The organism is Segatella sp. (assembly GCF_977051555.1).
This window is the reverse complement of sequence record NZ_CDRSSE010000052.1, coordinates 1-24,641: the sequence shown is the minus strand read 5'-3', so window position 1 is coordinate 24,641 and position 24,641 is coordinate 1. Positions and strand designations below refer to the sequence as shown.

Sequence of the window (24,641 nt, the reverse complement as noted above, 5' to 3'; positions counted from 1 at the left end):
CTTTATGGGGTAAGGGGATTTTGTGTCTGCGACATTTCTGTTGTGCAAGAAATATGTACAATAAAATGAATTTTGTCGCTTTGCAAGCAAAATCCCACTAAACCCTATAGGTTGCGGATTTGAGGTTATTATCTTCCATTGCTTTGATTTTTATTAAAAATGAACGTATAGTGAATGAGCAGTAAACAGATGGTGAACGTCAGTGAAGGCATTTGTTTTCGCCTCGCCAATGTTGTATCTTTGCACAGCGTTCAATCAGAACAAACGGGATTGCAAATCTTTTTGGACTGACGATGACATAACTTAGTATTAATCTTTTAAATGTTTTAATTATGAGTAAAAGCTACAAAGTTGCAAAAAAGACCATTAACATGGGTGAGAAGAAGGGTCAGACAGTTTTTTCTGTTAGACCTTACAGTTACGGAACCTTGACCACCGAGGAGGTTGCTAACCAAATCGCTGTGGAGTCTACAGCTACTCCTGCAGACGTAAAGGCAGTGCTCGACCGCTATGCCTACTACGTGAAGGAGAACCTGAAGAAGGGTTACGACATCGAGTTGCTTGGATTCGGCAAGCTCTTCATCCGCTTCATTACCGGCAAAGCCGTAGAAGATGAGAGTAAGGCGAACGCTAAACTCGTCAAGAGTCTTGTTCCTGCCTTCCGTCCTTCTTTCACCAAGTTGCAGAATGGTTCCCGTATCTACAACCTGCTTCCTGTTTCCATCGAACTCGTTAAGTACGGTGATGAGAAGAAGGACAAGACAGATGGTGAGACTTCTGGCGGAGAGTCTACTGGTGGTGAGAGTACTGGCGGTGGTTCCGGCACCGAGGCTGGCGGAACTGGTTCCGACAATGGTGACGGATTGGAGTAGTCTCCAACTCTGGCAGTGCCTTACCTCTCTGAAAGGGAGGCACTGCTAAACTCTGATAACTTATTGTTTCATTTAAATATTATTGATTATGAAAATGTTTCGTTCTAACTCTGAATCAAATCCAAACAAGATTTCCTGGACTCAAATCGTGAATGCCATCGTACAGGCGCTGATTGCTGCTCTCACGGCACTGGGAGTAAGCTCGTGCGCAAGTGCGATGCGATAATGTTGAGTGTTGAATGTTGAATTATTCTTATGATAAAAGATACATTTCCTATGATTATCGGGGAGGAGAAGGTGCGCTCTGAGCGTAGACTCCTCGCCGGAGTTGAAGACGGCAAGAATATGATGTCTGCCGACTCTGTGAGATTTCTGGTGCTGCATTGCTCGGCTAGCCGATGCAATCAGGACTATAGTGTGGAACAGCTGCGCCGTGACCATAAGGCTCGTGGGTTTTATGACATCGGCTACCACTTCTACATCCGTAAGGATGGTACGATGACGCAGCACCGTAAGCTGCTGGAGGTGGGGGCGCATGCCAGACCTTATAATAGATGTTCTATCGGCATCTGTTATGAGGGAGGGCTCGATGAGCAAGGCAAGCCTTGCAACACCATGACCACTGAGCAGGAAACGAGACTCATTGATCTTTTCAGGAATCTGAAGATTCTCTTTCCGAAAGCAAAGATCGTGGGGCATCGGGATTTGCCTGGGACTACTCCAAAGGAGTGTCCGTGTTTGGATGCTGGCAGCTGGGCTGCCCGGCACCGCCTTGATTAACTCTTATAACTCCTTTTGGTTGGTATGTGAATACTGGCTAGAGGGAATTTTTTCTTACTGGTAAAGAAAGGAATCTTCGAAAACCTACCCGTCCTTCCTTACCGTTAAGGAAGGCTCCACCTCTCATCTCGGTCTTCTCTCCTCAGGCGAGAAGAAGGAAACCGCCCTACTCGGTGCTCGGAACCGCTACGCTCTAAGGTTGGCGGACCATCAAAGGTCTACGCCAGATTGTGCGGGATGGGACCGCCTTTCAATAGCTTGCTTGATGGGACTACTATTTTTGTACCTCATTGCAGTATCGCTCTGCACTCACCACTCGAATGAGGAGTTTATTCTTTTTAAGTCCCACAGATCTCACAGATTTGCACAGATTTTAGACCTGCTCGGTCTGGGGGGATTAAGAGCACGCGGATTTCGCTGATGACGCAGATCATTGAGTTGTGCGGAATACGATGGTGTTTAATTTTATTTTGTTCCTCATTGCAGTATCGCTCTGCACTTGTCGCCACTCGAATGAGGATAATATTGTTATTCTACTTTTGATAGGATTACATCTGGGGAGGTTCCCATCAGGGTTATGGCAGAAATCTTATGACCGCCATTGGCGTTTAAGGAATGACCACAATGATAGAGGCTATCGTCTATGATAAGTAGCATACCGTTGTTTATGATCATTACCCATATGTTCAAAAATGGAACATGGGCAATCTTTGACATGTAAGTACTATATTAATAGTTATTAGCCCCCACCTGTCCCTCCCCAGCGGGAGGGTCCTTACCCTATACCCAAGCCCTAAATCCCTACCATAGGGATTAGGGATGTAACCGCCCTCCGGTGCTCAGAACCGCTACGCTCTAAGGTTGGCGGACCAAAGCGGTCTTCGCCATGTTGTGCGGGATGGGACCGGCGGGCTGTTACAGGAATATAGTCTCCATTGATAAAATAGAAGTTTTTACAAGTTTTCTACCAGAAACTTGATATAGTCATCATTGACATTGGATATTTCTCCTTTATCATAAATTGTTAGGAGTGTAATATCCATCGTTTCTGGATCCAACAATATATTCAACGTCAAAATTCTAGCTCCACCACTTTTTCCCTTGCCTTTAGAATTAATCGCCATTCGTATCTTACGAACGCCAGCCCCTAAGTCATCTCCTGCTAGCGGATTATTCTTCAGCTCTTGTTTCCATACGTCAAAGTCATGCAACAAAGAGTGATATTTCTTCATCAAACGTTTAAACTGACGTTTAAACTCACTACCAATGTTTATGTTCACTTCCATACGGCTATGCTTCCTTCATTTCCCGAATGAAATCATCAACATCCTGAAGCTTTTTACCTTGCAATTTAGCAAGTTTTACCTCTTGCAAAGCCCGTGACAAGCTTTCCTTGACATAAGCCTTCTGCTTCTCTTCTATAGTCAAAGGTGATTTTTTTATTATAGACGCAGAAACAACTCCACGCAACATCTTAATGGCATTGCGAATACTAGCTGATTGCTGCGTATCATCTATTGTAACTAATATCTGTTCCATATCCTATCTTCTTTTTATTAAAATGATGGTGCAAATATAAGGGTTTTCTGTGAAACTACCAAATTTTTAGGGGAGTTTTTGATTCTTGCTCTAATCTCCCACAGATCTCACAGATTAACACAGATTTCTTAGACCTGTGCGGTCTGGGGGATTAAGGGCACGCGGATCTCGCAGATGACGCAGATCTTTTGAGTTGTGCGGAATACGATGGTGTTTTATTTTGTTCCCCATGGCAGTATCGCTCTGCGCTTGTCATCTTTCGAAAACCTACCCGTCCTTCCTTACCGTTAAGGAAGGCTCCACCTCTCATCTCGGTCTTCTCCCCTCAGGGAAGAAGAGGGAAACCGCCCTACTCGGTGCTCGGAACCGCTACGCTCTAAGGTTGGCGGACCATCAAAGGTCTACGCCAGATTGTGCGGGATGGGACCGCCTTACTATAGCTTGCTATGAGGACGGCTTGATAAATCTATGATCAAAGCCCTCGACAGGTTGTGCGGGATGGGACCGCCGGGGGAAAAGAGTTTACAATTTATAATTTACAATTAATAGTTTATAATTTCAGAGTTCAACATTCTCACCAACAGTCAGGGTCATCTTACTGGCGTTCATGCTCTCCATCATCCTAATATGGAAATTGATCCAATCCCGATATTCATCAAGAGCGGGGTCGTTGATGTCGGTATAGCCATGAAGACCGCCACAACCTGTCTCATCATTGATTTTCACAATATCTGCCACATACTTAGAATCTTTGAATTTGGATTTAATTTTTCTAAGAATTACCAGTTTCAGTTTCTGCATAATATTAATTTTTAATTTCTTCTTTATTTTTTAACCATCTTATCTATCGCCTGAATCTGCTTGAGATAGGATGGGAACTTGAAGTATATCCACGAATCTTGCTCCTGCAACTCTACCATTCCTTTGTGAAGATGGCTGACTATTGAACTGCAGCGATCCATCTGAGTGATTTTCCCTACAATTTCATTAAACAACTCGGTAAGGGTGTTGTCCGGATGGAATGAGTCTGTGATATAATTATATAGCTCATCTTCTGCAAAATGGGAAGAGAATACCAATGAGGTGGAAAGGAACCGTAATATAGCATACGCAATTTCTTCCTTTGCCAGATGGTTCTCTATGATTTCCTTCGCCTCATTCAAAACTGCGGCTATCTTTGTCATATCTGATTTGCCGTCAGTCTTTGCAAATGCATCTTCCTGCTTGGAATCAACAGTGATGACAGAAGGCTGGTCGATGACAGGCACCTTATGAAGCAAGACGTAGCGCTGGAGATACTTACGCCAAATCAGAAGACGCGCTCCCTGCCATACTTCTACGGCAGCTGCTACAAGAATGTTAAATGTTGCATGTTGAATGTTGAATGCTTGGGCAACTGCCTTTGCCATTGCATCTATATCATTCGTATAGTCGATGTCTGTTTCTATCGAAAAGCCTCCGATGCCATCGATCTTTTCAAACCGATAGTCGCTTTGTGTAAGCAGGTAGAGCAATCGGGGATATTTCTTTGCTTCCAGGTCTGAAAGGAATAGAGCCCTTTCATCTTTACTTTGAGAAGCATAATTGTCATAGAAGCCTCCCCATGAACAGATAGCCTTTACCTTGCCTTCTTCAGTCTTCAAAAGTGCAAAATGAGCATCATACTCATAGTCCTCATCGAAGACAGGTGCATATTTGTCTGCCTCATATTCCTTGCCCCTGAAGAATTCACGAAGGTTGCATGGAAAGATGAATTCCGTAATTCCATTATGCTGTAATATATGATAGCCCTGTCCTTCAGTAATATCAATACCTGAAGCAGGCGTGAGGAACGGACGGAGCACGACATCAGGAATCAGTTCCTTCAATCCCTGTTCGAGGGTTGCATTATCACAAGGGAGGTAGTTGGCCAGAATGCGGAAATTCTTCCACATCGATTCATCTAAGTTTTCAAGCACCTCCTGTTGCTGGACATCCTTCCTGTTTGCCACCATCTTACTGTAGGCGATATCAGAAGTATGACGGTTGTGATATATGGTCAATTTCTTCTGATATTTAATGAAGAGCTTGCGTAATAGATCCCCTGCATTTTTCGAAGGTTCCTTCCTCTGCAGATAACCGACCATCTGGTCAATAGCCCGCCATGCACCCACGGATTCAGAAGGAGCCTCATGCTCTATCTGCAAGGCATATTGGCGGATATTGGAGATACTGAGACAGTAGTTGTTTCCAAAGCGCACCAAAAGATGACGGTCTTTCTTACCCTTATGCTTGATTTGCTTGATAACACCGACACGACCAGCCAGAGGTCCGGAGAGGATGCGGATGGTGTCATTCTCCTTGACCAAGTCGCTGTAACGCTTTTCGATGATACTCAATCCCTTGATTTCATCGCCTATCCTATCATTGATATAGACGAAACTCTCCATATCCTCATCAGGGATTTTTGCCAGTCTTACTATTTCATCCAATGACATCTTCTTGCTATCGGCAGTTAGAATATGCGCCTTGGTAAAGAAGGTGCGTTCTACAAGTTCGGAAGTATGCGGTTCCATTTCAAAACCCTTGTACATAAAGTAGCCATATGGGGAGAGAACCTTCTTCAAACGCTTTTCATTTTGCACTCTGATGAAGAACATTCCCTGTAAGACCGGCACGAAGCGTACCTTCACTTCTCCATTTTCGTTCTTGTAGGTTTTTCTACCTAAAGGAAAATAGAAGTCGGTGATGATATGACTGTATTTTTCACGCAGAAAATCTATGGATTGTTGCTCTGAAAAAACATCAGTCTTGACTATAAACCACATACAGGATTTTGAATTTGAATTGTAAACGCAAGGTAAGAGTTAAAAAGTGTAACTAAATATCCAACCAGATTTGGTTGCAAGGCATATTTCTGCTTCCCCTGAAAAGATGCCTCTTCCCGAGTTATTGGGGTTGTGAAATGTATCACAGCATTGAAAAACCAATAGACTAACTTCCACTAATCTTCAATACTTTTATGTCTTTCAACCTTACACATACATGATGCGAACAGGCTAGTGTTTAGCAAATTGTGATTCATAAACATTCTGCTTCTGATGAAAGCCATATTATAAGTTTTTAACTCTTCATACTCTCCTGCATCTCTCTAAGAGAGACACGGAAATACGTTGCAAAAATACTAAAAAAATTGTAAACACACAAATTACAAATGTTAAAATATTGATTTTCACTAAGATATTCTGCTTTTAAGTTGAGAGGCGTATGAAGTGCATTTCTCTACTGTTCCGATTATCAGATAGTTACAATTTTCTTGCATCACTTACATCGAGATTCAGAAAAACGGTTCATAATGGTCCATTTCTAAAGCTCTATATTCCATCCACTTTAAAATTTGATAGGAAAGCCGGATTTTGGGCATTTGCACCATTCACATCAGTGCTCCACAAAGAGCAATTAGTACCAAGCAACAATATGTAAAGAACAATAGGTAAAGCCACTCCCCTACCCTCTATCAAAAACACAAAAAATCATTCTAGCTATATTGTAAAAAACAGAAAACATTCTGTTACGAAAAAGCCATTTCCCAAGGTATTACTACCTTAGAAAATGGCCACCCTCATCAAAAACAAAACCTTACTTGAAAGCCTGAATATACTGTTTTAAAGCATCACGTAAAATATCTTCACAGCTCTTCTTGGTCCTTATTTTAGTCAACATAAGCTGTTCATAGTCTTCATCGGACAAATAAGTCTGTACTCCATGCATAGATGCTCTTTTCTCTGCAAGAGTCATCTTTTTTTTGACAACTGGTTGCTCTATACCAGGACGTACAGCCTGATTCATATTACTGAAAGCTGCTCGAAAATCTTTTCCTGCCATAATAATAAATATTTATAGATTGAACAATTCTTTAATTACCAATGAGTAGTCATTTGCTGCCGTACAATAAGGAGAATATGAATACAGGTCAGTCATCTCTGTCTGAGCTTCATTTACCTTGATGCAACGGCGAATGCCATGAGATAGAACTCTGTCTCCATATTGTTCTTTGAGATATGCTAAAGCTTGGCGAACGATACGAGGTCTTTCATCGAGCATAACTGGCAATAAGCCAAGTAATTCAAGTTCCTTATTCAATGCGAATCTTCCGTTCTTGACCTCATTCATTGCATTCAGAATGGCAGCTAAACCATTAACAGAAAGACCTTCCATTTGAACAGGCACAAGCAAATGACTGGCAACCACCATTGCATTATAAGTGGATTGAGATAAAGCCGGAGGACAGTCAATGAATATATAATCGAAGAAATCAATAGGATTAACGATTCCTTCTCCAGTAAAATCTGTGCAGTTACTACTTAGACAAGCACCCAATACCTGACGTGGAGCACCTGTATTCTGAAGGAAAGGATCTACATCCTGCATTTTAGCAGAACCAGGAACGTAATAGACACCTATTTCAGACTTGTAAATCGGAAGTCCCTTACAAGCAATCATAGAATCAAATACAGTAGCACAGCCCTCAGGAGCATGATTCAAAAGTGTCAGGTTACACTGAGGATCCAAGTCTATTTCAAGGATTCTAAGTGATTTATCCTTACGTAGCATACCTGCAGCAAGATTTTGTACAGTTGTTGTTTTACCAACGCCACCTTTATTATTGACGATCGCTAGGATCATTTTCAGTCTATTTTCCATGTTTTTGACTTTTAAATATTTACAACTGCAAAGATACATAAAAAAAATGAATCAAACAAGAAAAATAGCAAAAAAGTTTGTTTCCAAACATAATATTTTTCAAACATGTTTGTTTACAAGGTATTTTGAAAACACAAAACAGACATCTATTCCACTGATTATCAGATTAAAATTAAGAATATTACATGTAAGCAAAATCTAGTTCATGTTTTCAAATATTCATGTAGACATTATAACAAACATACACGTATCCAAAGATGCAAACATACACTCATAAAAAAAAGGAAGGATTATCGATTGTTTTAAAAGCCCAATGAATGTAACAAAAAGATAGAATATAAAAGGAATAAACTTCTCCCCTACTCCAACTATATTAGAGAGAAAGGATTAGATTGGTTCTATAGAAAATATATCAGAAAGAGCCAGTAGAGGCAAAATAAGAGAAACAGAATAATTCTTGAAGAATTACCCAATAATAGAAAAATTGGTATGGATGAAGGATATAAGGCTGTAGAATAATAGAAACAGTAATGAAGCCCAAATGGAAAAACAAAATAAGAAATGATAAAACCAAAATAACAGAAATTGAACCTACAAGTGTGATTTCAAACATTCATAGAAGCAAACATAAAACAAACTAAAGATATATTTTTGTCACTTGGAATGAAGTTTATGGTTAAACGTACATGTGTTAATGTTTTCTTGTAAACACGTAAGAAGGTTTTCAAACATGGTTGCGAACAATCTTTCAAGCATATATGCATACAAACATACTTACTTACAGGCAACCAAGAAAAGAGATATTTAAAAAAGAAAGAAAAATCGTTTTCAAACATACGTACTTACAAACATTCAAACAGCTTTTGTGTAAGAGAGAGACAGAAGCGCAGTAAAAAATATCATGCCAGAACAAGATTCGTTGAAAACAATTATTCATGTAATCAAACATTTAAGCTTGCATACTTTGGTGATTGCAAGTAAGTTTGCGTTCATGTTTTCAAATATATTATCTAACAATACATTAATATATAAGCATTAGAATGAATTTAAGGTTATCCAGCAAACATACAAGTAATCAAACTTTCAAACAGAATAAGAGATTGAAGAATTTATAATAAGAAATAATCGAAGTAGTTATAACAAACATACAGGCATGCAAACATGCAAACATGTATGTAAACGCGTTTAAAGTCAGTTTATTCGTTTTAAAAGTTTGATATTTGAAGATGTATAAAAACATGATAGCAAACATGTTACCAAACGTACATGTTTCAATGGAAGCAAACATTCATTCTGTTGGTATCAACCTGATAATATAGCGAATACTGAACAACCAGCTTTCAAATAAACAAACATACATGTATGCAATGTTTCAAACATACGTGTTTTCATACATATATATATAACATTCTAGTATTCTGATGTTTAAGTAATTTATTTCAAACAGCCATACATACAAACATATCGGTAGACATGTTTTCAAACTAACAAACAATAAAGATTCAATCATTTTAAAGCGAAAAATAAGAAGTAGCTTTTTAAAAGAAAAACAAAAGATATAGATTCGTTATTTGAAATAGGGAAGGGTAGGGAAGTAACAAATATAAAGTAAAATGAAAGGACATGCCTACTCACAGACATGTCCATAATATTATATTTCTTCTGTCAATTCTACAGATGGAATTTCGCCAAGTAAAGCTCCCATATCTTTTCTATCGCGCCAGACGAAAACATCGTTGATAAAATTCATCAGTTTTTCATGCTGGTTCCGAATGTTTTCTGAAATTTGAGTATAGTCATCTGGCTCGTCTTCCATAGAAACAGAAGAAAGTTGGAGATTGAGATCATCCAGAGAATCAAGAATCTCATTAAGCTTGAAATATACCTGCTGATAATAATTTCTTTTTTCCAATTCCTCATTATGAGTAGATTCCAAAATCATTCTCAACCCCTCATCTACTTCTGAATAGTCCTTTTCCTCAAGGGGGATGAAAGCTGTAGCAGCTTCATCACCAGCTAAGATGAAAAATAAAACTAACCTGTCCCTGCCATGCCATATGTGATATGGTTCTGTTTGCAACCAGTTTTTCACTTTTCGAACAGAAGGGATAGATGAATTAAAACTAGAAATAATCTTCACCATAATCTTTCGTTATTAATCGTCAAAATTAAGTCTTCCTTGTACACCCTTACCAGGTTTCCCATTCATATATGGTATACCATAATCTTCAAATAACATTTTGCATACTGATCCACAAATCTTTCTTTCGTTCGTATCAAAATCTTCTTTACTATATCTAAGGGCGATTTTCTTGAGCTGTTTTACAATTCTTTCAAGAATTTCTATCCTTTCAGACTTAGAATCCACAGCAGAAATTGATTTGCTGATGGCTGTTATATAGTAGTTGGACTGTTCTACACGGAAATGAGCACGTAGAAATGTATTGATCTGGGTCATGATTTTAGTAAGTTTAGCGCCAAAATCTTCTGCCAGAACTTTAATCTGAGATGGAGTTACCGGCTTTTTCATGCCCAACCTTGCAGTATTACCATTTGTTTCGATGATAAAATAATAGGCTGTTACAGCACCTCTAGAGTTTTTACTCTTTACTTTATAATCAAAGCAAACATCACAAAGACCTTTTTCATAGAGCTTTCTGATGTCATTTTTCGCCTTATCAAGTACTCGCTTCTTGAAATCTGAGCCATTCTTGTATTGTTCCTTCTGAACAATGTTGCCCTTTTCATCCTTAATTTCAAGGAGGTTGAACATCTTCTTAATGTCATGTACGGTCATGAAGAAGACTTTATCTTCCTTATTGCGGTATTGACAACAGAACTCATAGAAGCGTTGTGAGTATACACTCTTAAAGCTCATCTCAATGTACATGTCAAAAACAGTAAATTCAGATGAGAGGTTGGTGAAGTAGGGGAGGAGTACCGGAGTAACACCTACGGTGTAGGTTTCCTGGTCCGGATGTTCATCCACATACGACAACAAACCTGCATAGATGCGGTGACCGTCTTTCGAATGAAATATCTTCTTGGAATCAGTGATATTCTTTAATGCGTTAAAGGCATAATCCAAGTTTGAGCTATGACCTGATACGCATTCCAGAAGCTGACTACGTGTAAGTGTAAGCTGATACTTCTCTGGATGTCCATCAGGAAGATCCTTGTTCTTTTGAATACCACGCAAGATTTGTAACCAACAATTTCTTTCTACTGCAGAAAGATTGCTGATTGCTTGAGTAACATCGTTTGGCTGTGAAATGAAATAGTGAGGATTTTCAGCCAGAATAAATCCATCAACTTTTTTAGGACGGCCAGGTTTCTTCTTCACCTTGTCTCCTTCATCATCGACAGAAGGGATTACCTCTGCGTCGATTTCCTCGATTTCTTCCGTTTTCTTCGTTTTAGCCATAGCTATACTTTTAAAATTCAAAGCAAAAGTACACAAATTCTACGACAATACAATATAATGAGTCGTAAATTACATTTTTTTAACCTCTATAAGACACGACAAAAATATAAATCCAAGAAGGAATATGTCTATACATCAAGAAAAAAGATACTTAACTTATTGAATATCAACAGACCTAAATGGAGTAGGGGAGAAGTTACCGGATATGAAGGCAAGCGATCAAATACGACTAAATAATAAGAAAACAATGTTTGTTTAGTTTCATTTGCGACAAAAAAATAATAGAGATGTCGTTTTCAAATTCAATTAATTGATTATTTTTTTGTCGCATCTTTATAAGTTTTAATCATCATATTATCTTTCATATTGCATTTTATAAATATTGGTTAAAGTATTACTTTAATATTAAGATAAGATTAATTACGACAATATTATAAGATTAATACAGATTTTCATTAGTAAAGCCGTGAATTATTTCTTGCTTCACGTACAGTTTATAATTTTGTCTGGGTTATGATTACAGATAGGTTTTATATGTAGATAATCTTCTGTATCTCTGTGCGTTAAAACGATGTTGCGACAAAATTATAAGAAAAGAATAAAAATGGCAGCCAATTATCTGTTTTGAAATATCTACGACAAAATTATAAAAGAATAAAAAAATGAAACACTAAATGACGATTTTATAAATGTGTCGCAAATGAATTCATTTATTTATAATTTAGTCGCAATAGTTTCAAGTATCACAAGATGTCTTTCCAGTTCAATATCATTATAAAGTAAGGAGTTTAATAGGTAATATCTATCTTCGTGGGAGATTGGATGAAGCAATACTTCAGACAACATAGGGTATTTATGCGACAAAATTATAATGAAACTAATCTTAACTGTAAGTATTATACAACATGTTTAATGCCTTTATAATTTTGTCGCAAATGCGATCCATTTCAGGAAATATTTCTCTTTATAATTTTGTCGCAACAATCATGTATTATCCTATTTATCAAGCATTTGTATGAATTAAATAAAGTGTCTTGCGACAAAATTATAAAGCCCTGATATGGTTGTATTACTTAAGGATATTGACCTGCGACAAAAAAATAATAGTATTTATGAAAAAATAAAAGAATATGCGACATAATTACAATTTTATCGTAAATATAATCAGATGGCTTATAATTTTGTCTTATTAGTAGTAGGCTTTCGTATTTTATAGGAGAAGATTTTCTATAAGATACAAAGTATCAATTGGTTAAAGGCTAGGATAGCTTTTTTGTTGCGACATGATTATGTCATATTTTAAAAGGAATGCTTTTTCATATTGATTAAACCTCATTGTTGGATTCTTACAAAGTAGAGTTAAGATACGTCTGAGCTCAGAATCGAATGTAAACATGATGCAGATAATAACATAAAAATACTAAACAATACATAAATTAACACGCATATAGGTCTGTTCTTTATTTAAAGGCCTGGCTTTCAAAAACATTTCCTCCTTCCAGATGGGAATTTCTTTCTTTCAGTCTGGTTTGGGAGAAAAAGTCAACCCCAAAAGTCTGCTCTTTTTCATATTCTTATTTTTGGCTTATTATTTTCAGTACTTATAACAAGTTGATTTACAGAGATTAATTCTAACAATCTGCGACAAGATTATAAGTTAATGCGACATTATTATAAACCTAACTACGACAAAAATATAAAACTTTAGTCTAAGATGCGACAAAATTATAATCCCTTTAAATCTGCTAGACTAAATCGTTGCTCTTTCCCCTGTTGTAGAGGATATATGTATATACATGTATTCCACTGTTTTTATGAGATATTGGAACGGATAAAATATATATGTTTGCCAGGTGCTTTAGGGAGGATTAGACAGTTCTAGTCTCAGCTACTGAATTTGTAACTTATCATTTCTGTTTATAATTTTGTCGCAGCAGATATTTAAATCTACCTATTTTACCAGGTGTATATAACATAAAAATACCAAACAATACATAAATTAACACGCATATAGGTCTGTTCTTTATTTAAAGGCCTGGCTTTCAAAAACATTTTCTCCTTCCAGATGGGAATTTCTTTCTTTCAGTCTGGTTTGGGAGGGAAAAACAACCATAAAAGTCTGCTCTTTTTCATTTCATTATTTTTGGCTTATTATTTTCAAAGTCTCTAAGGAGCTGATTTACAGAACCTAAATCCCACTTCTTGCGACACAATTATAAGGGGATACGACATAATTATAAACTAAACTGCGACTAAAATATAAACTTTTTGATTTTCTTGCGACAAAATTATAAAGGTAATTTTAATATGGAGACAGATCGTTCCTTTTGATTAGTACAATCCTCTGGTGATGTTAATACGGCGTCCAATTTCATATTACTCTAACGTTTGTTGCGACAAAATTATAAAGAAAGAGTGAGGGAGCCATTTGGAATCCTCAACTCTTTTCTTCTAAGTTGGCTACTATTTGAATTTTAGTCATCGTAGGTGAGTTACTCTATTAAAATAAGGTATGTAATTTATATAACAGTGCCAAGAATAATTTATTGTCGTTTTGCAGAATATCCATAATGTATAAAATCAGGATATTAGTTTGGTCTAATTGCCTAATAAACTAAAATACGTATATTCAACAGGAACAGCTTATATAAGATATGTTAATTTTTCCTCTAAGTGTGTACAACCTATTGAAATTTTCAGTATCTTTACAGAGTTAAACTGATGTCGAACCTTTAAAACTATAACATCATGAAAATTGGTATTCCAAAAGAGATTAAGAATAATGAGAACCGTGTTGGAATGACGCCAGCAGGAGTAGCTGAATTCATTCGACATGGTCACGAAGTGATGGTTCAGCATACGGCTGGAGAGAACAGCGGATTTGCTGATGAAGCGTATGAAAAGGTAGGAGCCATAATCTTACCCGACATTCAGAGTGTATATCGTGAGGCGGAAATGATAGTAAAGGTGAAAGAGCCTATCGCCGAGGAATATCCTCTTATCCATCAGGACCAGCTTGTATTCACTTATTTCCATTTCGCCTGTGACAAGGAACTTACTGATGCCATGCTCAAGAGTGGGGCAGTCTGTCTGGCCTATGAGACGGTGGAAACAGACAACCATCTTTTGCCTTTACTTATTCCGATGAGTGAAGTAGCTGGAAGAATGGCCATTATTAATGGTGCTTTTTATCTGCAGAAGACAAAGGGAGGAAAAGGGAAACTGATGAGTGGTGTACCTGGTGTGAACCGCGTCAAGGTTTTGGTTTTGGGCGGCGGAACCGTAGGAGAAGCTGCAGCAAGAATGGCTGCAGGAATGGGAGCTGATGTATGGATTACAGATATCAGTTTGCCTCGTCTTCGTCAGTTAGAGATGGAGCTGCCTATCAATGTACACACGCTCTATTCCAACGAGCATAATATTCGTAGAGAATTGCCTGATGTGGACATCGTAGTGGGTAGTGTGCTCGTACCCGGTGATAAAGCACCGTATCTTATCACGAAAGATATGTTGAAATTGATGGAGCCAGGAACTGTACTTGTTGATGTAGCAATCGATCAGGGTGGCTGTTTTGAGACATCGCATCCAACCACACATTCTGATCCGACATATATGGTCGATGGAATCGTTCATTATGCAGTAGCTAATATCCCTGGTGCTGTGCCAAATACCTCTACTACAGCCTTGACCAATGCTACGCTGAAATATGCATTGGCGCTTGCTGATAAGGGTTGGCGAAAAGCATGTAAGGAGGATAAAGCCTTGTATAGAGGTTTGAATATCGTAAATGGAAAGGTGGTATTCAAGGCCGTAGCGGATGTCTTCGGACTGGAATATGAAGAAATGAAACTCTAAGGAGAGTAGGGGAGGATTCCATAACACAAAAGCTATGGAATCCTCTTTAAATAATGTATTACGGAGAACAGAAAACACTTTGTTTTGTCTGAACGCTTACTGATAGCATTTTTTAGAGAAAAAGCCTTAAAAACCGGGGAAATGTAAGGAAAAATGGAAAAAATGCAGGAATATGTGTGAAAAATAAGTTAATTGTATAACATTATGCTACAGTTTTAGATATTTTTTATACTTTTGTGCCATGAACATGAAGTTTAACTAACATTCAGTTATTATGAAGAAGAAAAAAAGCTTGTTGCTTTTCTTGGCAGCAACTTCAGCCAGCTTTGTGCAGGCTGCCCCTCCAGTTCATACCAGTTTTGCGGCTGGTATTGAAAATGTACAAGAAAAAGGTCATACCTTTGTAAAAGGAAGAGTGATTGATTCTGAGGGAAATCCTCTGGTAGGTGTTACGGTGCAGATTGAAGGCACAAGCTATGGTGTTATCACAGATGCTGATGGTAACTACATACTGGAATTTCCATCTATGGCGCATCCTAAAATTGTATTTTCCAGCATCGGTTACAAATCGAAGAGTATTGAATTTCGTGGTGTAAAAGAGCAGAACATGATGCTGGAGCTGGATCATGTTGCGCTGGATGATCTCGTTGTCATCGGTTACGGCAGCAAGAGTCGTAAGGATGTAACTACCGCTATCTCTACCGTGAGTCAGGAACAGATAAGCAAGCTGGCAGCTACCACACCAACCCTCGATGGTCTTCTTCAGGGTACAGTTAAGGGTGTATTGGCCACTACTGCCAATGGTGAGCCAGGTTCTACCCTCAAGTTGAACATCCGTGGTATCACTTCTCCATATCCAAAATCGGGTAAGGGCAACAACAACCAGCCTCTTTATGTTATTGATGGCGTTCCTACCTTCATGGAGGATACCGGTATCAATCCGCTTATCAATATTTCTCCTAACGACATCGAAAGCATTGACGTGCTGAAAGATGCCGCAGCTACTGCGATCTATGGATCACGTGGAGCCAATGGTGTCGTTATTGTCAAGACCAAGAACGGAAAGCGCAATGAGAAGACCAAGGTAGATTTCGGCTACACATTCTCGTTCAGTAATCCTATCAAGAACTATAAGCCATTGAACATTTCTGAATACAAGAATGTACAGGACGAAATCCTGCGCAATACGGTAAACGGCATGAACGACGGCAGTTCAATGGTAGGAATGTATGGTTTGGATTATATTCTTAACCAGTATGGAAATGTTTCGCTCAATGAAGAAACGGGTCTTTATACCTATAATGGCCTTAATGAGAGTCTTTATGGCAAGGATAATGTCAACTGGGCAGATGAGGTTATCAATAAGAATGCACCTACCCACCAGTATAATGTGGCTGTAAGAGGTGGAAGCAACAAGACCAACTATTCTTTCTCTTTCAACGGAATGAACCAAGAAGGTCTGTTACTCAACGACCGTATGGAGCGTTATGGTGCAAGACTCTCTTTGGATTCAGAAATCAATAAGTATATCACTGTGGGTGGTGTGCTCGACTATACCTATTCTTCACGTAAGAGTGGAAGCAACGATCCAGCCTTGGGATATGATAATGACGGATGGATGACCCGTCCGGACTTGGCTGTACGCGATGCAGATGGCAACTTCCAGCGTGTAGATAAGTTAGGTCTTTATAACGATACCTATAATGATGCCAATGCGGTAGCTAAACTCCAGCGCAAGACAAAGTATGAAAATGATCAGTTCTCTGGCAATGCTTATATCGATATCAAGCCTATTAAGGGATTGACTCTTCATGCTGATGCCAATATATCCCGATTCATCTTCAGCAACAGTTATTTCTCACCAAAGATTACGCTCCCGGAGCAGTTGAGTTTGGAGCCAACATCAACCTTGGCAGAGAGCAACTATCGCAATACCAATACTTCTATCAATTTCCGTGTCGACTACAAGTTCACGCTTACCGAAGCTCATCGTTTTGACGTAATGGCTGGTTATAGTGCTGACAGGTATTGGAGCAAGGAACACGACCAGGCATACAGCGGATTCCCTAATGACGATGTGCTCAACAATGCCAGTTCTGCAACTACCGTCAACAAGCCTATGGAGACATATTCCAAGAGTGGTCTTAATTCTATCTACGGTCGTTTGAGCTATGATTTCCTCTCACGTTATCTGCTTGATTTCAGTCTCCGTTCTGATGAGTCATCAAAATTTGGACCGGGTAACAAGCGCGGTACTTTCCCTGCAGTTTCTCTGGCTTGGCGCATCAATCATGAGCCTTTCCTGGAATCTGTAAGAGATATTGATGATCTGAAGTTCCGTTTGAGTTGGGGTAAGACTGGTTCCACCAACGTATCAGACTTTTCTTATATCCAGTATTTCAATGGTAATCAGTATGGCGGACAGAGCGGACTCACCCTTGCTTCTACTTATCCAAACAAGAACATCAAGTGGGAGATGACAACCGAGTATAATGCTGGTGTCGACTTTACTTTATTCAATGGCAGACTGACTGGTAGCTTTGATATCTATCACCGTAAAACTGATGGTGCGCTTGCTCCGGCTCCTATCGCCTTGGAGTTTGGTATCGGAACATTCTACAGCAATATCCTCGATCTGACCAATAATGGTTTTGAGTTCTCTATCGGTGGTGATGTAGTTCGTACCAAGGATTTCACCTATAATACTATGCTCAGTATCTCATCCAACAGGAATAAGATAACCAAGCTCAATGGTTCAACCCTCGACATGATGCACCAGGATCTCTACATGGAAGGTCATGCGATGGGAACCGTGAAGGGATATAAAGTGGCAGGCATCTATCAGAGTCAGGATCAGATTAGTAAGTTGAATGAACAGGCTATGGCCAAGGGATATGGTTTCTATCAGAATGGAGCTGCTGTAGGTGACTACATGTTTGCAGATACCAATGGTGATGGCTATATTTCTGAGGCCGACCGTACGGCGATTGCCAATCCAGAGCCAAAGGTATTCGGTGGATGGTCAAATACCTTGTCATATAAGAACTTCACGCTCTCTATGCTCTTCCAGTATCAGTTAGGTGGTGATGCCTACTACAGCACGATGCAAGAATCAGCCAGTGGAGCCCTCGGTATGAGTATCTTGCGCGAGATGTATGGCAACACCTGGACACCGGATCGCACAGATGCCAAGTATGCTAAGTTGATGTGGATGCCTAGTGCCGATACCAACACACAGGCCAACGACCGCTATGTATATTCCAACTCATACTTCCGTTTGCGCAACATCACGCTCTCTTATACCTTTGAGCCTGCATGGTTAGAGCGCTTGCATGTGAGTGGTGCATCGGTGTTCTTTACCGCTACCAACCTCTTTACCATTACCGATTGGCCAGGTTTGGATCCAGATATGGCAGCCACAAATGCTTTTACCAAGACAACTGAGACCAAGGATGTATATCCAATGAGCCGTTCGTTCTCATTCGGTCTCAAATTGCAATTCTAACTCATTCAAAGAAACGAAGATTATGAAACATATAAGATATCAATTTCTGACGTTACTATCAGTATCAGTGCTCACATTCACATCGTGCGACTTGATAGGCAGTATCGATGATATGGAACCAGACCATGTGGTAACCGATTTGAATTATATTACCGATGCCGCATCTGCTCAGACTGCTCTCAATGGTGTTTACGCTTCTTGGCGCAGTACAGGTGTATCTTACTTGAGATATGGTATCGCCTCTATGGCGCATACCCAGACTCAGGCGATGGTGATGGGGGCGGATGAGTTTGCTGCCGAGAATATCGAGACCAATAACAGTAATGTGGAGACGGCTTATACCGCCTATTACAATGTAATCAATGCGGCCAATACCTTCCTGGTACATATCAACAAGAATATACCAGGACTGAGCGAGGAGAAACGTACGGAGATGATTGCAGAGGCTCGTTGCCAGCGTGCTTTGGCTTATCTCACTCTCCTGAAATGTTTCGGAGAATACTGGAAGCAGGATTCCCAATACGGAGTCTGTCTTTTCAAGGATGAGTTGGTAAGAGATAACCAGGTTCGTCAGCGTTCTTCTGTTGCTGATACTTATAAGCTGATTTCTGAAGATCTCGATTATGCCATCGCCCATTGTGAACAGCATCCGGCAGACCATTATCACATGAGCAGTCTTTTTGCCAAGGCTTTGAAGGCAAAGATGTATTTTGCTCAGGATAACTATCCGGAGGCAGCAAGATTATCTGAAGAAGTGATTAACGAGGCAGAAACTGCTGGCTATGAACTGGAGAGCGACTATGCTAATATTTTTACTGAACAGTTTAATTCTAAGGAGATGCTTTTCGCTCCTTATACTGCTAATCCTAATGAACTGATGGATGCTTCTTGGTTTGCCTTTTCTCCAGGTTCACTCCTCAAGAAGGTGGCTGATGATTTGGTTCCTGATGATGAAACAGGTGGTGATATCGTTGTTCCAGATCCGGGAGAGGGTGGGGATGTAGTAGTTCCTGATCCAGGTGAAGGCGGTGATGTTGTATTGCCTGGTGATGGAGATGATGGCGGTATCGTTATCCCTGGTGGTGATGGTGGCGATTTCCCATTCCCTCCAGGTGAAGATGATGCAGCTTCCTACGATCCTCTTTATACTTGGGCATACAAGGGTGAAGGCATGACTGGAATTGCCAAGTACAGCAAGTTGACTCCTGAATTTATGTTCGAAGATTCCTATTACTTCATGCGCCTTGCCGAAGTCTATTATATCGCTGCCGAAGCAGAGGCTCGTCAGGGTCAGTATGCTAAGGCTCGTACGCTCTTGGCTACAGTCATCGAACGTGCTGGATATACTGAGGACGATGTGAACGCTATTGCCGACAGTGATCTTCTGGGTGAAATCCTCAAGCATAAGTTGTGTGATATGAGTAACGAAAATCTGGAAGAATGGTTCGATCTTTGCCGTTATAACCGTCAGGGTGGTTTCGAGAGTTGGACAGAAGATGAGAAAGCAGAACTTCCTAGCTTCCGCCGATATCTTCTTCCTATACCAAAGGCATCTATGGGAGCCAATAATCTTCTGGTTCAGAATCCGGAATATGTGAATCAATAAACATTATATAATAAATAAAATCGAGAAAAAATGAATAAGATGAAAATGAAAACTTGCATGATGACACTTGCCGGTCTTGTACTTGCAATGGCTGCCAGCGCGCAGAATTTTGTGATGAAAGGTAAGGTTAAAGGTAACGTGGACGGCTGTTCTGTCATGTTGCAGAAGTATGGATTGGAAGGTGTTACCAATCTGGATAGCGTTACAATCAAGAATGGTGAGTTCACCCTCAAGGGGGTAGTTAACCAGCCTGAGCAGTATCAGATGGTTATTGATATGAACAAGCCTGGTACAGCTGAGCCTGACTATCAGAAAATATTCTCAACAAGAGTCTATGTAGAGAATAAGCCGATGACCTACGATGTAGACCTTACCGGTTTTCCTGCAGAGCGTGATATGAGTATGATAGAGCCTGTTGTAAAGGGTTCTACCACTCAGGATATTTATCAGGCTTATCTTGAACTGATGTCACCTATTCAGGACAAGATGCACAAGATGGATGATAGTATCAACCAGACTACCGATTTGGCACAGCGTGTATCCCTTGCCAAGGAAGCCATCAAGTTGCAGGAGGAAATGCGCCATCAGACCAGTCTGTTTATTCAGCAGCATACCACTTCTCTGGTAGCCTTCGACTTGCTTCTCGAGAGCTTCTCTTCTTTACCAACCCCATATACCTCTCAGCAGATTGACGAGATGATGGGCTGGTTGAAGAACGACTGGAGTTCTTCTGCACAATATCCGATGCTGCAGATGCAGGCAGAGATGGCAAAGCATACAGCTATCGGCAACCATTATATCGATGGTACCGTTGTCACTCCTGAAGGCAAGCAGGTGAAGCTTTCTTCACTTATCAAGAAGGGTGAATACACCATGTTGGAGTTCTGGGCTTCCTGGTGTCGTCCATGCCGTCAGGAGATTCCACATCTCAAGAAGGTACACGAGAAATACAAGGATTTCAACATCATCAGTATTTCCGTAGATGAGAGAGATGCCGACTGGAAAAAGGCAATGGCCAAGGAAGGAATGACCTGGACTCAGGTTCGCAATCCTGAAGGTTTTGGCGGTATGGTGATGGGCGAGTATGGCATCAATGGTATTCCAGCCTGTCTCATCCTAGATAAGGATGGCAATTTCTATAAGACCAACATGCGTGGTGCTTATCTTGATGCTTTCTTATACGATTACTATAAGAAATAAAATAGTTTAGCGCATAAAAAAATCCCCGATATGAATCCTCAGTATTCCTGCAGGATTCGTATCGGGGAATTTTGTTGATGAATTGTATGAAGGATAGATCTTCGCGAAATGAAAATCCATCATTGTACTTTACCATGCCTCCAGTTTATCTGCAATCTCTGGCATCTTATTCTTTGTGAATACAGGATTCTTGCCTTCCTTCTTCTGTTGGCGATAGTCTTTCAACAGGAAGACAGCTTGACGGGAAAGCAGGACGATGGCTACGAGATTGCAGAGGGTGAGAAGAGCCATCGTGATATCTGCAAAACTCCATGCAAAATCCAGAGATACTACTGCTCCGACCATCACCATTGCTGCTACAGCAAGGCGATAGACAAATACACCCAGCTTGGAGTCCCTGATATATCTCACGTTGGTTTCTCCATAATAATAATTGCCGATGATGCTGCTAAAGGCAAACAGCCATATCATTACCGCAACAAACGGATTGCCGATGCTTCCGATTTCGTGGGTCAGGGCATCCTGGGTGAGTTGAATACCATTTGAAGCCGTAAGATCCACACCGCTTACCAGGATGATGAATGCAGTGCAGGAACATACCACTAGCGTATCTGTAAAAACGCCCAGAGCCTGTATCAATCCCTGTTTTACAGGATGACTGACTGTAGCTACCGCAGCAGCATTCGGTGCACTACCTTCACCAGCCTCATTACTGAACAGACCTCGTTTGATTCCCTGTATCACCGTAACGCCAAGAACTCCGCCTGCTGCCTGATTGAATCCGAAAGCATTCTCAACAATGGTAAGCAGAACCTTTGGCAGACTGGTGATATTCCAAACAACAACACCTACAGCTATCAGAAGATAAACGACAGCCATCACAGGAACCACGGTAGAAGAGAACTTAGCCACTCTATGGATGCCACCGAAGATGATGAGCAGGGTGAGCACAGTGAGGGCAATTCCCATGGTGGCAGGTTCGATGCCAAAAGCCTTCTGCCATGCCAGACAGATAGTATTGCTCTGCACTGAATTATAGGCAAAGCCGAAGGTAATGATCATCAGCACGGCAAAAAGAATACCCATCCATCCCTTTCCTAAACCATACTTCATATAATAGGCCGGTCCGCCATAGAAAGACGTTTTGCCTTTTCGCTTGTAAAGTTGGGCGAGAGTTGATTCTATGAAAGCTGATGCAGATCCCAGTAAAGCCAGCATCCACATCCAGAATACGGCTCCTGGTCCACCGATGCTGATAGCAGTAGCCACACCTGCAAGATTACCTGTACCAATACGGCTAGCCAATGCTACCACAAATGCCTGGAAGGAAGAAATGTGTTTCATTTCGCCATCCACTTTCATCTCCATCGACAGTTCATCGTGTCCTATCTCTTCCGGCTGGACCTTGTCGGGATGAATCAGCAGCCTGATCATCTCTCTGATAAGGCGGAACTGAACGAAACGGGTACGCCAAGTGAAAAACAGGGCACAGCATATCAAGACGGTGATGATGATGTATGACCAAAGAAAATCGCTAACCTGAACTAAAATGTTTTGTATTGAATCTATCATTTATCTGTTTAAATCTGATTATTTATTACTTTTTTATAACCTTCAGAACCTGGTCAGCAATACTTTTCATTCCCTTGATAGTAGGGTGACCGTTTTTCTTGTCAATATCATGAAGGGCAATGACAGGAACCTGATAGGTCTTGCAGATTTTTTTTACCGACTCATTGATTACATCTTTGAGTTCTGAATTTAAGATGAAATATACCTCTACATTTGGGTAATGCTGGCGGATATCGGAAAGCAACTTGGCCATGGCAGGGCGGAAACAATACAAATCTGCGCGTTTCCAGCCGCTATACTGATAGTTGCCGAGCGGGGCATCAGCCCAGTTGTCATTCGTTGCACCGCAAATCAGGATGATATCAGGATTACCAAGAAGAGGACTGCGACTGATGAAGGAACGGTCTGTATAGTCAGCGTCATTGTATCCAGTGTTGCAGATAGTAGCACCAGAATAGGAATTGATATTTCCCATCTTATAATCTCCTTCCTTGATAACTTGCCACCACCAGGTTTGCTCTACCTTGTTCACATCTGTGGTCTCTGGTGGAGTTGTAGGGGAGTACCAGGTGGCATAACCCTTAGGAATGAATCCCTCGAAAGTGGAATACGAGTCACCGAGAACGGCAACGGTTTGCTTCACCTGTGCCATGAGCGGCATGAAGGTGAGCATAATGAAGGAAATGATAATCGTAAATCTTTTCATGATTCTTATTTTTGTTTTAATGATTCTAATATGATTCCGCTGCAAAAGTAATACAAATATGTGAATAGACAAAAAATATCGAAGGAAAATTCATCTTTCTGTTTCAGTTTTTTGTCTATAACTAAGCATGATTTGAGTTATACCATGATTATATCATGTGCGCGCCCAAGCGTATATGTACGCACGCGTATACATGCATATATATAATAATGTATACACAGAAAAGCATCATCCTGAAATCTTTATAAGTGTTAAAAGTGCACTAAAATCTCAACTTTTTTGCGAAAAGATTTGGTGGAATGGAAAATAGTTAGTACTTTTGCACTCGCTTTTGAGAAATACGGTTTCTCTTAGCTAGTAAAGAAAGAGTTCTTTGAAAGATTTTACATAAACAGACAAGTAGTACAAGAAGCGGTTAACTTCTTAGAAATAAGAAAGTTGACTGGATAAAAGAAACGAACCGTCAAGTAATTGACAAGTCAGGTTTACTAAGCTTCAATAAACGAAAAGGATATTCGTCCTAAGTACAGACAACAAACACCGATTGTTTCAGCAATGAAGCAAGAAGTAAAAATGATATTTTACAATGGAGAGTTTGATCCTGGCTCAGGATGAACGCTAGCTACAGGCTTAACACATGCAAGTCGAGGGGAAACGATATTGGAAGCTTGCTTCCGATAGGCGTCGACCGGCGCACGGGTGAGTAACGCGTATCCAACCTGCCCACCACTTGGGGATAACCTTGCGAAAGTAAGACTAATACCCAATGACGTCTCTAGAAGACATCTGAAAGGGATTAAAGATTTATCGGTGATGGATGGGGATGCGTCTGATTAGCTTGTTGGCGGGGTAACGGCCCACCAAGGCTACGATCAGTAGGGGTTCTGAGAGGAAGGTCC

At 40.2% G+C, this 24,641-nt stretch carries 18 protein-coding genes and 1 rRNA gene; 8 read left to right on the top strand and 11 right to left on the bottom strand.

Going from position 1 to position 24,641, the window contains the following annotated elements:
- Positions 1–332: 332 nt before the first annotated feature.
- The 3 genes from ACWJAO_RS11455 to ACWJAO_RS11445 all read left to right on the top strand — a co-directional run bounded on the left by ACWJAO_RS11455 (position 333) and on the right by ACWJAO_RS11445 (position 1,652).
- Entirely contained in the window at positions 333–872 is a 540-nt protein-coding gene (locus ACWJAO_RS11455; RefSeq protein WP_449140342.1) for an HU family DNA-binding protein, read from the top strand.
- Between the two features lie 88 nt (positions 873–960).
- A complete protein-coding gene (locus tag ACWJAO_RS11450) occupies positions 961–1,098 on the top strand; it encodes a smalltalk protein (protein WP_449140341.1) in 138 nt (45 codons plus the stop codon).
- Positions 1,099–1,127: 29 nt separating this feature from the next.
- Positions 1,128–1,652: an N-acetylmuramoyl-L-alanine amidase gene (locus ACWJAO_RS11445; RefSeq protein WP_449140340.1), complete on the top strand. Its 525-nt coding sequence runs from the start codon at positions 1,128–1,130 to the stop codon at positions 1,650–1,652.
- A gap of 528 nt (positions 1,653–2,180) precedes the next feature.
- Here the strand turns inward: ACWJAO_RS11445 and ACWJAO_RS11440 are convergent.
- The 9 genes from ACWJAO_RS11440 to ACWJAO_RS11400 form a co-directional block, all read right to left on the bottom strand.
- Positions 2,181–2,327: a hypothetical protein gene (locus ACWJAO_RS11440; protein WP_449140339.1), complete on the bottom strand. Its 147-nt coding sequence runs from the start codon at positions 2,325–2,327 to the stop codon at positions 2,181–2,183.
- Between the two features lie 278 nt (positions 2,328–2,605).
- Complete coding sequence (locus tag ACWJAO_RS11435) at positions 2,606–2,938, bottom strand: addiction module toxin RelE (protein ID WP_449140338.1); 333 nt, start codon at positions 2,936–2,938, stop codon at positions 2,606–2,608.
- Between the two features lie 4 nt (positions 2,939–2,942).
- Positions 2,943–3,191: a hypothetical protein gene (locus tag ACWJAO_RS11430; RefSeq protein ID WP_287838480.1), complete on the bottom strand. Its 249-nt coding sequence runs from the start codon at positions 3,189–3,191 to the stop codon at positions 2,943–2,945.
- Positions 3,192–3,749: 558 nt separating this feature from the next.
- Complete coding sequence (locus ACWJAO_RS11425; RefSeq protein ID WP_449140337.1) at positions 3,750–3,992, bottom strand: hypothetical protein; 243 nt, start codon at positions 3,990–3,992, stop codon at positions 3,750–3,752.
- Between the two features lie 23 nt (positions 3,993–4,015).
- A complete protein-coding gene (locus tag ACWJAO_RS11420; protein ID WP_449140336.1) occupies positions 4,016–5,998 on the bottom strand; it encodes a hypothetical protein in 1,983 nt (660 codons plus the stop codon).
- 811 nt (positions 5,999–6,809) lie between these two features.
- A complete protein-coding gene (locus ACWJAO_RS11415) occupies positions 6,810–7,055 on the bottom strand; it encodes a hypothetical protein (protein WP_449140335.1) in 246 nt (81 codons plus the stop codon).
- A 12-nt stretch (positions 7,056–7,067) separates the two neighbouring features.
- The gene (locus tag ACWJAO_RS11410) at positions 7,068–7,874 is read right to left on the bottom strand and encodes a ParA family protein (protein ID WP_449140334.1); all 807 of its coding nucleotides are present in this window, start codon (positions 7,872–7,874) and stop codon (positions 7,068–7,070) included.
- A 1,651-nt stretch (positions 7,875–9,525) separates the two neighbouring features.
- Positions 9,526–10,017, bottom strand: a complete 492-nt coding sequence (locus ACWJAO_RS11405; RefSeq protein ID WP_449140333.1) for a hypothetical protein — start codon at positions 10,015–10,017, stop codon at positions 9,526–9,528.
- A gap of 12 nt (positions 10,018–10,029) precedes the next feature.
- Positions 10,030–11,298 carry a RepB family plasmid replication initiator protein gene (locus ACWJAO_RS11400; protein ID WP_449140332.1) on the bottom strand — a complete coding sequence of 423 codons (1,269 nt, stop codon included), beginning with the start codon at positions 11,296–11,298 and terminating at the stop codon, positions 10,030–10,032.
- Between the two features lie 2,748 nt (positions 11,299–14,046).
- Here ACWJAO_RS11400 and ald point away from each other — a divergent pair.
- The 4 genes from ald to ACWJAO_RS11380 all read left to right on the top strand — a co-directional run bounded on the left by ald (position 14,047) and on the right by ACWJAO_RS11380 (position 21,464).
- Complete coding sequence (gene ald / locus ACWJAO_RS11395) at positions 14,047–15,153, top strand: alanine dehydrogenase (RefSeq protein WP_449140331.1); 1,107 nt, start codon at positions 14,047–14,049, stop codon at positions 15,151–15,153.
- A gap of 274 nt (positions 15,154–15,427) precedes the next feature.
- Entirely contained in the window at positions 15,428–18,658 is a 3,231-nt protein-coding gene (locus ACWJAO_RS11390) for a SusC/RagA family TonB-linked outer membrane protein (RefSeq protein ID WP_449140330.1), read from the top strand.
- Positions 18,659–18,680: 22 nt separating this feature from the next.
- A complete protein-coding gene (locus tag ACWJAO_RS11385; protein WP_449140329.1) occupies positions 18,681–20,264 on the top strand; it encodes a RagB/SusD family nutrient uptake outer membrane protein in 1,584 nt (527 codons plus the stop codon).
- A 30-nt stretch (positions 20,265–20,294) separates the two neighbouring features.
- A complete protein-coding gene (locus ACWJAO_RS11380) occupies positions 20,295–21,464 on the top strand; it encodes a thioredoxin-like domain-containing protein (protein WP_153082204.1) in 1,170 nt (389 codons plus the stop codon).
- A 129-nt stretch (positions 21,465–21,593) separates the two neighbouring features.
- On the opposite strand, the gene ACWJAO_RS11375 is transcribed toward ACWJAO_RS11380, so the two are convergent.
- Together ACWJAO_RS11375 and ACWJAO_RS11370 are read right to left on the bottom strand one after the other, a co-directional pair.
- On the bottom strand, positions 21,594–23,036 hold the full coding sequence (locus tag ACWJAO_RS11375) for an alanine/glycine:cation symporter family protein (protein WP_449140328.1): 1,443 nt from the start codon (positions 23,034–23,036) through the stop codon (positions 21,594–21,596).
- 25 nt (positions 23,037–23,061) lie between these two features.
- Positions 23,062–23,742, bottom strand: a complete 681-nt coding sequence (locus ACWJAO_RS11370; RefSeq protein ID WP_449140327.1) for an SGNH/GDSL hydrolase family protein — start codon at positions 23,740–23,742, stop codon at positions 23,062–23,064.
- 583 nt (positions 23,743–24,325) lie between these two features.
- Between ACWJAO_RS11370 and ACWJAO_RS11365 the strand changes: the two genes are divergently transcribed.
- Positions 24,326–24,641, top strand: a 16S ribosomal RNA gene (locus ACWJAO_RS11365); the annotation flags it as partial.